At 58.8% G+C, this 14,792-nt stretch carries 11 protein-coding genes; all 11 read left to right on the top strand.

All coding sequences use genetic code 11. The features are described 5' to 3' along the window. Window positions 1-6: 6 nt before the first annotated feature. The 11 genes from rseP to tilS all read left to right on the top strand — a co-directional run bounded on the left by rseP (window position 7) and on the right by tilS (window position 14,595). The gene (gene rseP / locus ACYZT4_RS15230) at window positions 7-1,359 is read left to right on the top strand and encodes a sigma E protease regulator RseP (RefSeq protein WP_461980912.1); all 1,353 of its coding nucleotides are present in this window, start codon (window positions 7-9) and stop codon (window positions 1,357-1,359) included. Between the two features lie 74 nt (window positions 1,360-1,433). Next, window positions 1,434-3,809 carry an outer membrane protein assembly factor BamA gene (gene bamA / locus ACYZT4_RS15225; protein ID WP_461980910.1) on the top strand — a complete coding sequence of 792 codons (2,376 nt, stop codon included), beginning with the start codon at window positions 1,434-1,436 and terminating at the stop codon, window positions 3,807-3,809. Between the two features lie 45 nt (window positions 3,810-3,854). Next, the gene (locus ACYZT4_RS15220; protein ID WP_008028980.1) at window positions 3,855-4,358 is read left to right on the top strand and encodes an OmpH/Skp family outer membrane protein; all 504 of its coding nucleotides are present in this window, start codon (window positions 3,855-3,857) and stop codon (window positions 4,356-4,358) included. Window positions 4,359-4,361: 3 nt separating this feature from the next. Continuing rightward, window positions 4,362-5,417 (top strand): UDP-3-O-(3-hydroxymyristoyl)glucosamine N-acyltransferase, encoded by a 1,056-nt coding sequence (gene lpxD, locus ACYZT4_RS15215; RefSeq protein ID WP_461980908.1) that lies wholly within the window; start codon window positions 4,362-4,364, stop codon window positions 5,415-5,417. A gap of 108 nt (window positions 5,418-5,525) precedes the next feature. After that, entirely contained in the window at window positions 5,526-5,966 is a 441-nt protein-coding gene (fabZ, locus tag ACYZT4_RS15210) for a 3-hydroxyacyl-ACP dehydratase FabZ (protein WP_008028982.1), read from the top strand. Then, entirely contained in the window at window positions 5,963-6,739 is a 777-nt protein-coding gene (lpxA, locus tag ACYZT4_RS15205) for an acyl-ACP--UDP-N-acetylglucosamine O-acyltransferase (RefSeq protein WP_461980906.1), read from the top strand. The genes fabZ and lpxA overlap by 4 nt, the downstream gene beginning before the upstream one ends. Before the next feature lie 2 nt (window positions 6,740-6,741). Continuing rightward, window positions 6,742-7,872 (top strand): lipid-A-disaccharide synthase, encoded by a 1,131-nt coding sequence (lpxB, locus tag ACYZT4_RS15200; RefSeq protein WP_461980904.1) that lies wholly within the window; start codon window positions 6,742-6,744, stop codon window positions 7,870-7,872. Beyond that, window positions 7,869-8,507 (top strand): ribonuclease HII, encoded by a 639-nt coding sequence (gene rnhB / locus ACYZT4_RS15195; protein ID WP_461980902.1) that lies wholly within the window; start codon window positions 7,869-7,871, stop codon window positions 8,505-8,507. The genes lpxB and rnhB overlap by 4 nt, the downstream gene beginning before the upstream one ends. A 76-nt stretch (window positions 8,508-8,583) precedes the next feature. After that, window positions 8,584-12,105, top strand: a complete 3,522-nt coding sequence (gene dnaE, locus ACYZT4_RS15190; protein ID WP_461980900.1) for a DNA polymerase III subunit alpha — start codon at window positions 8,584-8,586, stop codon at window positions 12,103-12,105. Window positions 12,106-12,245: 140 nt separating this feature from the next. Beyond that, complete coding sequence (locus ACYZT4_RS15185) at window positions 12,246-13,193, top strand: acetyl-CoA carboxylase carboxyltransferase subunit alpha (RefSeq protein WP_461980898.1); 948 nt, start codon at window positions 12,246-12,248, stop codon at window positions 13,191-13,193. Window positions 13,194-13,266: 73 nt separating this feature from the next. Next, the gene (gene tilS, locus ACYZT4_RS15180) at window positions 13,267-14,595 is read left to right on the top strand and encodes a tRNA lysidine(34) synthetase TilS (RefSeq protein WP_461980896.1); all 1,329 of its coding nucleotides are present in this window, start codon (window positions 13,267-13,269) and stop codon (window positions 14,593-14,595) included. Window positions 14,596-14,792 lie beyond the last annotated feature (197 nt).

Here is a 14,792-nt window from a genome sequence, read left to right as displayed (position 1 = left end):
AAGTAGATGAGCGCGCTCTATATGATTGTCGGCACCCTGGTAGCCCTGGGTGTGCTGGTCACCTTCCACGAATTCGGCCATTTCTGGGTCGCACGTCGCTGTGGGGTCAAAGTGCTGCGTTTCTCCGTAGGCTTCGGGATGCCGCTGCTGCGCTGGCACGACAAGAAAGGCACCGAATTCGTCGTCGCCGCGATTCCGCTGGGTGGCTACGTGAAGATGCTCGACGAGCGCGAAGGTGAAGTGCCTGCCGATCAGCTCGATCAGTCTTTCAATCGCAAATCCGTGCGTCAGCGCATCGCTATCGTTTCCGCAGGGCCGATCGCCAACTTCTTACTGGCGATGATTTTTTTCTGGGTGCTCGCCATGCTCGGCAGCGAGCAAGTGCGCCCTGTCATTGGTGCCGTCGAATCCGGCAGCATCGCCGCGAAGGCCGGTTTGGCCGCGGGGCAAGAGATTGTCGCCATCGATGGCGAGCCGACGACTGGCTGGAGCGCAGTGAACCTGCAACTGGTCCGCCGTCTCGGCGAGAGCGGTTCCCTCCAGGTGCTGGTCCGTGAGCAGGGCTCGACGGCGGATTCGCCGCGTGAGCTGATGCTGGATAAGTGGCTCAAAGGTGCCGACGAACCTGATCCGATTCGTTCGCTGGGTATCCGCCCATGGCGTCCGGCGTTGCCACCGGTTCTGGCCGAGCTGGACTCGAAAGGCCCGGCGCAGGCGGCGGGTCTGAAAACCGGTGACCGCTTGTTGGCGCTGGATGGCAAGGCACTGGATGACTGGCAGCAGGTGGTCGACACCGTTCGTACGCGTCCGGATACCAAAATTCTGCTGCGCATCGACCGCGATGGTGCTCAAATCGACGTCCCTGTCACCCTGGCCGCACGTGGCGAGAGCAAAGCGCCTACGGGTTACCTAGGTGCCGGTGTGAAAGCGATCGACTGGCCGCCGGAGATGATTCGCGAGGTCAGTTACGGGCCTTTGGCGGCGATTGGCGAGGGTGCTCGACGCACCTGGACCATGAGCGTACTGACCCTCGATTCGCTCAAGAAAATGTTGTTCGGCGAGCTCTCGGTAAAAAACTTGAGTGGACCGATAACCATTGCTAAAGTGGCGGGCGCTTCTGCCCAGTCGGGCGTCGCTGATTTCCTGAATTTCCTTGCTTATCTGAGTATTAGCCTGGGAGTTCTGAATTTGTTGCCCATTCCTGTACTGGATGGGGGGCATTTGTTGTTTTATCTGATCGAGTGGGCGCGTGGTCGTCCCTTGTCGGATCGGGTGCAGGGTTGGGGGATACAGATCGGCATCAGTTTGGTGGTCGGGGTGATGTTGCTTGCTCTGGTCAATGATTTGGGTCGTCTGTAACACTTCGCTGAATTGCGAATCTGCCGCATTTTGCGGCAGTTTGTTTATTGCCAGTTGGAATAAGAAAGGACTTCATGAAACGTCTGCTGCTAACTGCGGTTCTCACCGTATTGATGATCGCCGAAGTTCACGCCGAGTCCTTCACTATCTCTGATATTCGCGTCAATGGCCTCCAGCGGGTCTCCGCGGGTAGCGTCTTTGGTGCCTTGCCGTTGAACGTCGGTGAACAGGCGGATGATCGTCGCCTGGTGGAATCCACTCGTGCGCTGTTCAAAACCGGGTTCTTTCAAGATATCCAGCTGGGCCGTGATGGCAACGTCCTGGTCATTACGGTAGTCGAGCGCCCCTCGGTCGCCAGTATCGAGATCGAAGGTAACAAGGCGATCTCCACTGAAGACCTGATGAAGGGCCTCAAACAATCCGGTCTGGCCGAAGGCGAAATCTTCCAGCGCGCCACCCTCGAAGGTGTCCGTAACGAACTGCAGCGCCAATACGTCGCGCAGGGTCGCTACTCGGCGACCGTCGATACCGAAGTGGTGCCGCAGCCGCGCAACCGTGTCGGCCTCAAGGTCAACATCAACGAAGGCACCGTCGCGGCTATCCAGCACATCAACGTGGTGGGTAACACGGTCTTCCCTGACGATGACCTGATCGACCTGTTCGAACTCAAGACCACCAACTGGTTGTCGTTTTTCAAGAACGACGACAAGTATGCTCGTGAGAAGCTGTCCGGTGACCTGGAGCGCCTGCGTTCCTACTACCTGGACCGTGGCTATATCAACATGGATATCGCTTCGACCCAGGTGTCCATCACCCCGGACAAGAAACACGTCTACATCACTGTCAACGTCAACGAAGGCGAGAAGTACACCGTCCGTGACGTCAAGCTCAGTGGTGACCTGAAAGTCCCTGAAGACCAGGTCAAGTCGTTGCTTCTGGTACAGAAAGGCCAGGTGTTCTCGCGCAAGCTGATGACCACCACGTCCGAACTGATCACCCGTCGCCTGGGTAACGAGGGCTACACCTTCGCCAACGTCAATGGCGTGCCTCAGCCGCACGATGACGATCACACTGTCGATATCACGTTCGCTGTCGACCCGGGCAAGCGTGCCTACGTCAACCGCATCAACTTCCGCGGCAACACAAAGTCCGAAGACGAAGTGCTGCGCCGTGAAATGCGTCAGATGGAAGGTGGCTGGGCTTCGACCTACCTGATCGACCAGTCCAAGACCCGTCTTGAACGCCTGGGCTTCTTCAAGGAAGTCAACGTCGAAACCCCGGCTGTACCGGGTGTCGATGACCAGGTTGACGTGAACTACAGCGTTGAAGAACAAGCTTCCGGTTCGATTACCGCCAGCGTCGGTTTCGCACAGAGTGCCGGCCTGATCCTCGGTGGTTCGATCACCCAGAACAACTTCCTGGGTACCGGTAACAAGGTCAGCATCGGCTTGACCCGCAGTGAATACCAGAGCCGCTATAACTTCGGTTATGTCGACCCGTACTGGACTGCTGACGGTGTGAGCCTGGGTTACAACGCGTTCTATCGCACCACTGACTACAAAGACCTCGACGTCGACGTGGCCAGCTATGCCGTAGACAGCCTGGGTGCGGGCGTGAGCGTCGGTTACCCGATCAGCGAAACCTCGCGACTGACCTTCGGCCTGACCGCGCAACAGGACAAAATCAAGACGGGTGTGTACACCGTTGACGAGATCTTCGACTTCGTTAACAAGGAAGGCGACAACTACCTGAACTTCAAGGCGTCGGCCGGTTGGTCCGAGTCGACCCTGAACAAAGGCGTGCTGGCGACCCGTGGTCACTCCCAAAGCCTCGTGCTGGAAACCACAACGCCGGGCAGCGACCTGTCGTTCTTCAAGCTCGACTACCGTGGCCAGTTGTTCCAGCCGCTGAGCGAAAACTACACCATGCGCCTGCATACCGAGCTGGGTTATGGCGACGGTTATGGTTCGACCGATGGCTTGCCATTCTATGAAAACTACTATGCTGGTGGTTTCAACTCGGTTCGTGGTTTCAAGGACAGCACCCTGGGTCCTCGCAGTACACCAAGTACAGGGCGCAACCCGGGCACCGCGGTCGATCCGGACCAGGACCCGCTGCCGTTCGGTGGCAACGTCCTGATCCAGGGTGGTGTTGAGGTTCTGTTCCCGCTGCCGTTCATCAAGGACCAACGTTCCCTGCGCACCTCGGTATTCTGGGATGTGGGTAACGTGTTCGACTCGCAGTGCAAGTCGCCGACGAATGCCGACGGTTCGAAGTCCAATACGCAGTGCAACGACATTAGCCTGAGCAACATGGCCAGTTCCGTAGGTGTTGGCGTGACATGGGTCACCGCACTCGGTCCTCTGAGTTTCGCGTTGGCCATGCCGATCAAGAAACCGGATGAAGCTGAAACCCAAGTGTTCCAATTCTCCCTCGGCCAGACGTTCTAAGTGTCTGACCCAAGATAACGACAATGGATTTTGTAGGAGTGCATCGTGCGTAAGTTGACTCAATTGGTTCTCCTGGCGACCGTTCTGGTAGCAGGTCCGGCTTTTGCCGACATGAAAATCGCCGTTCTGAACTATCAGATGGCGCTGCTCGAATCCGACGCGGCCAAGAAATACGCCGTGGATGCCGAGAAGAAGTTCGGTCCGCAATTGACCAAACTCAAGACATTGGAAAGCAGTGCCAAGGGTATCCAGGACCGTCTGATGGCCGGCGGCGACAAGATGCAGCAAGGCGAACGTGAGCGTCTGGAACTCGAATTCAAACAAAAGGCCCGCGATTTCCAGTTCCAGTCCAAGGAACTTAACGAAGCCAAAGCCGTTGCTGACCGTGAAATGCTGAAGCAGCTCAAGCCGAAACTGGACAGCGCTGTGGAAGAAGTCATCAAGAAAGGTGCTTTTGACCTGGTCTTCGAGCGTGGCGCAGTCATTGATGTCAAGCCTCAGTACGACATCACTCGCCAGGTTATCGAGCGCATGAATCAGCTGAAGTAATCCATGACAGCGACCATAAAACTCGGCCGGTTGGCCGAGTTCCTCGGCGCCACTTTACGTGGCGACCCGGAGAAGGAAATTACTGGGCTAGCCACTTTGCAAGAGGCTGGCCCAGCTCAGTTGAGCTTTCTGGCAAATCCTCAATACCGTAAATACCTGGCGGACAGCCGGGCCGCAGCCCTGTTGCTGAAGGCCGCTGACGCTGAAGGTTTTGTCGGTGATGTGCTGATCGTGCCCGACCCATACCTGGCTTATGCACGCGTATCCCACTTGTTCGATCCCAAACCCAAGGCGGCTGCCGGTATTCATCCGACAGCGGTAGTGGCGGAGGACGCGGTGGTTGACCCGGCAGCGAGCATAGGTGCTTTTGCCGTGATCGAAAGCGCAGCGCGTATCGGTGCGGGTGTGACCGTTGGCGCGCATTGCTTCGTGGGCGCCCGCAGCGAGATTGGCGAGGGTGGCTGGCTGGCCCCGAAAGTCACGCTGTATCACGACGTGCGTATCGGCAAGCGCGTGGTGATTCAATCCGGTGCCGTTCTGGGTGGCGAAGGTTTCGGTTTTGCCAACGAGAAAGGCGTATGGCAGAAAATTGCCCAGATTGGTGGTGTGCTGGTCGGTGACGATGTGGAAATTGGCGTGAACACCGCCATTGACCGCGGCGCGCTGGCCGATACCGTGATTGGCAATGGCGTCAAGCTCGACAACCAGATTCAGATTGCCCACAACGTCCAGATCGGTGACCACACCGCCATGGCGGCCTGCGTAGGTATTTCCGGTAGCACCAAGATCGGCAAGCATTGCATGCTCGCCGGTGGCGTTGGGCTGGTGGGGCATATCGAAATTTGCGACAAGGTTTTCATCACCGGGATGACCATGGTGACCCACTCGATTACCGAGCCGGGCTCTTACTCTTCCGGCACAGCCATGCAACCGGCAGCCGAATGGCGCAAAAGCGCGGCACGTATCCGTCAGCTCGATGACATCGCGCGACGACTGCGACAGCTGGAAAAGCGCGTTGGGGACGTGACCCCTGACGGTAATGCTTCATCAGATGGCTGATACCATTTCCATATCAAGTGTGCACAGCCGCTAGACTGCCTCCTTGATTTGCTAGAGGAGCGCGCGTCAGTCGCGCGTTCCCAATCTTTACATAGGCTTCCTCCCGAAATGATGGACATCAACGAGATTCGCGAATACCTGCCTCACCGTTACCCGTTCCTGCTGGTGGACCGGGTCGTGGATCTGGATGTGGAAGGCAAGCGCATTCGCGCCTACAAGAATGTCAGCATCAACGAACCGTTCTTCAATGGTCACTTTCCTGCGCATCCAATCATGCCGGGCGTGCTGATCATCGAAGCGATGGCGCAGGCTGCCGGGATCCTTGGCTTCAAGATGCTCGACGTGAAGCCGGCTGATGGCACCCTGTATTACTTCGTAGGCTCCGACAAACTGCGTTTCCGCCAGCCGGTCAAGCCAGGCGATCAGTTGATCCTTGAAGCAACCTTCATTAGCTGCAAGCGCAAGATATGGAAGTTTGAGTGCCAGGCATCGGTAGACGGCAAGCCAGTCTGCTCTGCCGAGATCATCTGCGCGGAACAAAAAGTATGAGTTTGATTGACCCTCGCGCAATCATCGATCCGACGGCCATTCTGGCCGACGGCGTTGAGGTCGGCCCTTGGTCGATCGTCGGCGCAGGTGTGGAAATCGGCGAGGGGACAGTGATCGGGCCGCATGTAATTCTCAAAGGCCCGACCCGAATCGGTAAGCACAATCGCATCTACCAGTTTTCTTCGGTAGGCGAGGACACGCCCGATCTGAAATACAAAGGTGAAGAAACCCGCCTGGTCATCGGTGACCATAACGTCATCCGTGAAGGCGTGACGATTCATCGCGGGACCATCCAGGACCGTGCGGAAACGACTTTGGGCGATCACAACCTGATCATGGCCTATGCCCACATCGGCCATGACAGCGTCATCGGCAACCACTGCATCCTGGTCAACAACACGGCGTTGGCCGGCCATGTGCACGTTGAGGACTGGGCGATCCTCTCCGGTTTTACCCTGGTTCATCAGTATTGCCACATCGGCGCCCACAGTTTTTCCGGCATGGGCACTGCCATCGGCAAGGACGTTCCCGCTTACGTCACCGTATTCGGCAACCCGGCCGAAGCGCGCAGCATGAACTTCGAAGGCATGCGCCGCCGTGGTTTCAGCGAAGACGCGATCCATGCCCTGCGTCGTGCCTACAAGGTGGTTTACCGCCAGGGCCTGACGGTTGAACAGGCACTCACCGAACTGGCCGAGCCCTCGGCGCAGTTTCCGGAAGTGGCGGTGTTCCGCGACTCCATCCAGTCTTCGACCCGCGGCATCACACGTTAATCATGGCTAATCTGCGTATTGCGCTGGTGGCGGGTGAGGCTTCCGGTGACATTCTGGGCGCCGGTCTCATGCGTGCGCTCAAGGTTCAGCACCCGGCGGTCGAGTTTATCGGCGTCGGCGGTCCGCTGATGCAGGCTGAAGGCCTGACCTCGTATTTCCCGATGGAACGCCTGTCGGTCATGGGCCTGGTCGAAGTCCTGGGTCGACTGCGCGAATTGCTCAAGCGCCGCAAGCAGCTGATCGCCGACCTGATTGCCGAGAAGCCGGATGTGTTCATTGGTATCGATGCGCCGGACTTCAACCTCAACATCGAACTCAAGCTGCGTCAGGCCGGGATCAAGACCGTGCATTACGTCAGCCCGTCGGTCTGGGCGTGGCGACAGAAGCGAGTGCTGAAGATCCGCGAAGGCTGTGACCTGATGCTGACGCTGTTCCCGTTTGAAGCAAAATTCTATGAAGAGAAGGGCGTTCCGGTGCGATTTGTCGGGCACACCCTGGCCGATGCCATTCCTCTGGAGGCTGATCGCTGCGCCGCACGCGCCGAGCTCGGTTTGCCGGATGGGCCATTGGTTGCGCTGATGCCGGGCAGTCGTGGCGGCGAAGTCGGGCGCCTGGGCGCGTTGTTCCTCGATACCGCCGAGCGTTTGCGCGCCCTGCGCCCCGGTGTGCGGTTCGTCATTCCTTGCGCCAGCCCCCAGCGCCGCGTGCAGCTTGAAGAGTTGCTCGCCGGTCGCGATCTTCCGCTGACCCTGCTGGACGGTAAATCCCACCTGGCGCTCGCCGCCTGCGACGCGGTGTTGATTGCTTCCGGAACGGCTACCCTTGAAGCGTTGCTGTACAAGCGTCCGATGGTTGTCGCCTATCGTCTGGCGCCGCTGACGTTCTGGATACTCAAGCGCATGGTCAAGAGCCCCTACGTATCGTTGCCGAACCTGTTGGCCGAACGTCTTTTGGTGCCCGAGTTGTTGCAGGACGATGCGACGGTTGAAGCGCTGGCCCAAACGTTGTCGCCCCTGATCGAAGGTGGCGAAGAGCAGACTCGCGGCTTCGACGAAATCCACCGTACCTTGCGACTGGATGCCTCCAATCAGGCAGCTGACGCGGTACTGAATCTGATCGGCAAAACACCATGACGAAAGCACAACAGATGGGCCTCGATTTCACCCTGGTCGCCGAAGTCGAAGCACTGGTGGCCGGCGTCGACGAAGTCGGTCGCGGCCCGCTGTGTGGGGCGGTGGTGACAGCGGCGGTGATTCTAGATCCCAACCGGCCGATCCTCGGTCTGGACGATTCGAAAAAACTCACCGAAGCCCGCCGCGAAAAGCTTTATGACGAAATCTGCGAGAAGGCCCTGAGCTGGTGCATCGCTCGCGCCGAAGTCGAAGAAATCGACGAACTGAACATTCTCCACGCCACCATGTTGGCGATGCAGCGCGCGATCGAAGGCCTGCACATTCAGCCAAAACTGGCGATGATCGACGGTAACCGCTGCCCGAAACTGTCGATGCGCGCCGAAGCGGTGGTGCAGGGCGACGGCAAGGTGCCGGCCATTGCTGCTGCCTCGATTCTGGCCAAGGTCAGCCGTGACCGCGAGATGGCTGCATTCGAACTGATTTACCCGGGTTATGGCATCGGTGGCCACAAAGGCTACCCGACGCGCGTTCACCTGGAAGCGCTGGCCCGCTTGGGGCCAACCCCGATTCACCGCCGCTCATTCGCCCCGGTTCGGCTGGCGTACGAGGCTCGGGAAAGTCTGATCGAGAGTTAGTCGCGAGGCTGATGTTTTTGCCAAGGCCCGGTACAATCCGGGCCTTGTTGTCTTTACGTTCACAGACAGGATCACTATGCCGGCTTCATTCGTTCATCTACGCCTGCACACTGAATATTCCCTGGTCGACGGTCTGGTGCGGATCAAGCCGCTGGTCAAGACCCTGGTCGGCATGAACATGCCTGCCGTGGCGGTCACCGACCAGAACAACATGTGTTCCCTGGTCAAATTCTATAAAGCTTCCATGGGCGCAGGCATCAAGCCGATCTGCGGCGCCGACCTGTGGCTGTCGAACAAGGACCCGGACAACGCCCTCAGCCGGATCAGCCTGTTGGCGATGAACGCGGTTGGCTATCGCAACCTGACCGAGCTGATCTCGCGCGGTTTCATCGACGGCCAGCGCAATGGCTCGGTGATCATCGAGCGTGAGTGGGTGGCCGAGGCCAGCGAAGGCTTGATCATGCTGTCGGCAGCAAAAGAGGGCGAGATCGGCCTGGCCATGCTCAGTGGTAATCCGGCTGAAGCGGAAAAACTGGCGCGTGAATGGATGGCGGTGTTCCCGGACCGTTTCTATCTGGAAATCCAGCGCACCAGCCGGCCCAACGATGAAGAACAACTGCATGGCGCTGTGGCCCTGGCCGAGAAAATCGGTGCGCCGTTGGTCGCGACCAACGATGTGCGCTTTATCAAGCAGGAAGACTTCGCCGCTCACGAAACCCGCGTCTGCATCGGCGAGGGCCGAGCCCTCGACGATCCGCGGCGCTCGAAGAATTACAGCGATCAGCAGTACCTCAAGACGGCCGAGGAAATGGCCGAGCTGTTCAGCGACATTCCTGAAGCGCTGGAAAACACCGTCGAGATCGCCAAGCGCTGCAACATTGAAGTGAAGCTGGGCACGCACTTCCTGCCCAATTTCCCGATCCCCGATGGCCTGACCATCGACGAGTATTTCCGCAAAGTCTCGTTCGACGGTCTGGAAGATCGTCTCAGCGTGTTGTTGCCCAAGGACACCACCGAAGACTACGACGCCAAGCGCCAGGTCTACGTCGACCGGTTGAATTTCGAGCTGGATATCATCATCCAGATGGGCTTTCCCGGTTACTTCCTGATCGTGATGGACTTCATTCAGTGGGCCAAGAGCAACGGCGTGCCAGTGGGCCCGGGTCGTGGATCGGGTGCCGGGTCGCTGGTGGCCTATGTGCAGAAGATCACCGACCTCGACCCGCTGGAATACGACCTGCTGTTCGAACGGTTCCTTAACCCGGAACGGGTGTCCATGCCCGACTTTGACGTCGACTTCTGCATGGACGGTCGTGACCGGGTCATCGACTACGTGGCCGAAAAATACGGTCGCAACGCGGTGAGCCAGATCATCACCTTCGGGTCCATGGCCGCCAAGGCGGTGGTCCGCGATGTGGCGCGGGTACAGGGCAAGTCCTACGGTTTGGCGGATCGTCTGTCGAAGATGATTCCGTTCGAAGTTGGCATGACCCTGGAAAAAGCCTACGAACAGGAAGAAATCCTCCGTGACTTCATCAAGGTCGATGAAGAAGCCGCGGAAATCTGGGAAATGGCCCGCAAGCTCGAAGGCGTGGTGCGTAACGTCGGCAAGCACGCCGGTGGCGTGGTCATCGCGCCGACCAAGCTGACCGACTTCTCGCCGATCTACTGCGACGAGGCCGGTGACGGTCTGGTGACCCAGTTCGACAAGGACGACGTTGAAGCCGCCGGCCTGGTGAAGTTCGACTTCCTCGGTCTGCGGACGCTGACCGTCATCGACTGGGCGCTGAAAACCATCAACCGCGACCGCGCCAAGGTTGACGAGCCGCCGCTGGATATCGCGTTCATCCCGCTGGATGACAAGCCGACTTACCAACTGCTGCAAAAAGCTGAAACCACCGCAGTGTTCCAGCTCGAGTCGCGCGGCATGAAGGAGCTGATCAAAAAGCTCAAGCCCGACTGCCTGGAAGACTTGATCGCACTGGTGGCCCTGTTCCGTCCGGGCCCACTGCAATCGGGCATGGTTGACGACTTCATCAACCGTAAACACGGGCGCGCCGAACTCGCATACCCGCACTCGGATTACCAGTACGAAGGCCTGAAGCCGGTGCTGGCACCGACTTACGGCATCATCCTGTATCAAGAACAGGTGATGCAGATTGCCCAGGTCATGGCCGGTTACACCCTCGGCGGTGCGGACATGCTGCGTCGGGCCATGGGTAAGAAAAAACCCGAGGAAATGGCCAAACAGCGTGGCGGTTTCATTGAAGGCTGCACCGCCAACAATATTGAGCCTGACCTGGCCGGTAACATTTTCGACCTGGTGGAAAAATTCGCCGGTTATGGTTTCAACAAGTCTCACTCCGCCGCGTATGGCCTGGTGTCCTACCAGACCGCGTGGCTGAAAACGCACTACCCGGCGCCGTTCATGGCGGCGGTGCTGTCGGCGGACATGCACAACACCGACAAGGTCGTGACCTTGATCGAAGAAATTCGCACCATGAAGCTGCGTCTCGACGCGCCGGATGTGAATACTTCGGAATTCAAATTCACAGTGAATGAAGAAGGCCGGATCATTTATGGCCTCGGCGCGATCAAGGGTGTCGGTGAGGGCCCGGTCGAGGCGATCACCGAAGCGCGTCAGGACGGGCCGTTCAAGGACCTGTTCGATTTCTGCGCCCGTGTCGACCTCAAACGCATCAACAAGCGCACCCTCGACGGTTTGATCCGCAGCGGCGCGCTGGATCGTCTGGGGCCGCATTTCCATGACGAACCGAAAGCCTACCAAGCGAGCATCGACCAGAACCGCGCCGTTTTGTTGAACGCGATGGAAGGGGCGATCAAGGCCGCCGAGCAAACTGCTCGCACCCATGACAGCGGCCATGCCGACCTGTTTGGCGGGTTGTTTGTCGAGGAAGACGCTGACGTTTATGCCAATCACCGCAAGGCCAAAGAGCTGACCTTGAAGGAACGCCTGAAAGGCGAGAAAGATACCCTTGGCCTGTACCTGACGGGTCACCCGATCGACGAATACGAAGGCGAGATCCGTCGTTTCGCCCGTCAGCGCATTATCGACCTGAAGCCGGCGCGGGATACGCAGACGGTGGCGGGAATGATCATCGCGCTGCGGGTGATGAAGAACAAAAAGGGCGACAAGATGGGTTTCATCACCCTTGACGACCGCTCCGGGCGGATCGAAGCTTCGTTGTTCGCCGAGGCGTTTCATTCCGCGCAGTCGCTGTTGCAGACTGACGCCATGGTGGTGGTTGAAGGCGAGGTCAGCAACGACGACTTCTCCGGCGGTCTGCGCCTGCGGGTCAAACGGGTGATGAGCATGGAAGACGCGCGCACCAACCTCGCCGAAAGCCTGCGTTTGAAGCTGCGGACCAAGGATTTGAAAGGCGATCAGCTACGCTGGCTGGGTGAGCTGTTCAAGCGCCACCGTGGCGCGTGCCCGATTACCATGGAGTACACCAGCCCCGATGCGAAGGCCTTGCTGCAGTTCGGCGAGACCTGGCGCATCGACCCGGCGGATGCATTGATTCAAGCCCTGCGTGACCAGTTCGGGCGAGACAACGTCTTCCTCCAATACCGTTGACGGTCAGGCTGTATTCAATGCGCCTGATCTCGACCTGAATTTTTAATCTCGACCTGAACGCGCCTCTCCCTTAAGGTAGGGCGCGAATAGACAACCGGCCGGCCCAAGCTCTCTTGGACGTCGACCCTAGACGGACGCCTATGAACCCGAATTTTCTAGATTTCGAACAGCCGATCGCCGACCTGCAAGCCAAGATCGAAGAGTTGCGCTTGGTCGGTAACGACAATTCGCTGAATATCGGCGATGAGATCTCCCGCCTGCAGGACAAAAGCAGCACATTGACCGAAGACATCTTCGGCAAGCTGACCAGCTGGCAGATCGCGCGTCTGGCGCGTCACCCGAAACGTCCGTACACCCTGGACTACATCGATCACATCTTCACCGAGTTCGACGAACTGCACGGCGACCGTCACTTCTCCGACGACGCTGCGATCGTTGGCGGCGTGGCCCGTCTGGATGACCAGCCGGTAATGATCATCGGTCACCAGAAAGGCCGCGAAGTGCGCGAGAAGGTTCGCCGCAACTTCGGCATGCCGCGTCCGGAAGGCTATCGCAAGGCGTGTCGTCTGATGGAAATGGCCGAGCGTTTCAAAATGCCGATCCTGACCTTCATCGACACTCCGGGTGCTTATCCTGGCATCGACGCTGAAGAGCGTAACCAGAGCGAAGCGATTGCCTGGAACCTGCGCGTCATGGCCCGCCTGAAAACCCCCATCATCGCCACCGTCATCGGTGAAGGTGGTTCCGGTGGTGCACTGGCAATCGGCGTGTGCGATCAACTGAACATGCTGCAGTACTCGACCTACGCGGTGATTTCCCCGGAAGGTTGCGCGTCAATCCTGTGGAAGACCGCAGAGAAAGCACCAGATGCTGCTGAAGCCATGGGCATCACCGCCGAGCGCCTGAAAGGCCTGGGTATCGTCGACAAAGTGATTGGCGAGCCTTTGGGCGGCGCTCATCGCGATCCAGCGGCCGCTGCTGCATCGATCCGTGCCGAGCTGAGCTCGCAACTGGCGATGCTGAGGAAGTTCGACACTGAAGCACTGCTGACCCGTCGTTACGAGCGTCTGATGAGCTACGGTCTGTAACTGTCGCCGCGATACCCCTGTAGCAGCTGCCGAAGGCCGCTGCTACAGGGAATTTTTGTGAAGTGATCGTTCTATGAATCCTTCCTGTATTGATCTGCCGGCCAGGCTACTGCTGAATCTGAAACCTTGGCGCACTGCCACAACCTGGCATATCGCATTCTCCGGCGGGCTCGACTCCACCGTCCTGCTGCACCTCCTCGTACACCTCGCAAAAACCGAATCCCTGCCGGCACTCAGTGCCCTCCATATCCACCACGGCCTTCAGGCTGCGGCCGATGCGTGGCCGGAACACTGTCAGTCGGTTTGTGATGCCTTGGGTGTACCGCTGCAGGTCGTTCGCGTTCAGGTTCAAGCCGGCGCAAGTCTCGAACGTGCTGCCCGTGATGCGCGTTATGGCGCCTTCATTGAAGCCACTCAAGCAAATGAAGTGTTGCTGACCGCGCAACACCGTGATGATCAGGCGGAAACCCTGTTGTTCCGATTGCTGCGGGGTGCCGGGGTGAGAGGGCTGTCGGGGATGCCGAGTCAGCGCCGGTTGGGGCAGGGGCATTTGCTTCGGCCTCTTTTAGCGATCTCGCGCGCAGAGCTTGAGGCCTACGCGGCCGAGCATCGATTGAGCTGGATCGAAGACCCTTCGAATCAGGATCGTCAATTTTCGCGCAACTACCTGCGCCATCAGGTGTTCCCAATCTTGACCGGACGCTGGCCGCAAGCGGTGGCGAGCATGGCCCGCAGCGCTGCGCATTTGAGCGAGGCCCGGGAGCTGCTCGATGAGCTGGCGCAGATCGATCTGGCTCAGGCGCACACCGACAGTGAGTTCGATTGGCTGGGATTGCCTTCCCTTGAACTGGCGAATCTGGCCAACCTGTCCGCCTCTCGCCAGCGAAATGCACTGAGTCACTGGCTCGCAGCGCTGACTCGGCTGCCGGACAGCGACCATTGGTCGGGTTGGGAGGATTTGCGTGATGCCTCCGGCGACGCCCGCCCGATCTGGCGATTGGCAGAAGGCGAGTTGCATCGGGCCGGCGGGCGGATCTGGTGGTTGTCGGGGCGTTGGCTCAGAACTCCACCCACCGTTGGCGTCTGGGCGGATCTCTCGGTGACGTTGCCTTTGCCGGATAACGGCGTGCTGTCGATCAATGGCCCAGCGCCCGACGGCGCGCTGCATATCCGCTATCGTGAGGGCGGCGAAGTCATGAATCTGCCTGATCGTGGGCATCGGGATCTGAAGCGTTTGCTCAATGAGCGTGGGGTTCCGGGCTTCGTCCGTGGCAGATTGCCGCTGCTGTTTCGGGGTGAGCAATTGCTGGCGGTGGCCAACCTGCGCGGGTTGGACGGCAGCGCGCAGCAGGGTTGGAATTTGCATTGGCAGCCAGCGCGCGAAGATCAAGGTTTGAGCTGAAAGGGGCTTTCCGGTAGACTACGCTCCCTTCTTGATACAACTTCTGTGGATTCGCCTGAATTGCAGGAGTTGCCGATTACCAAGCAGTCTTTGCTGGGCGATTCCAAAAAATGTGTAGCGAGCAACGCACCGGTGTTTCATCTCCCGGTCTGTCCCAACGCGGCGGTTTTTTCGAAAGGTGCACTGTGATTAATGCA

The organism is Pseudomonas sp. GB2N2 (genome assembly GCF_054897705.1).
This window is presented reverse-complemented; position numbering and strand designations above follow the sequence as displayed.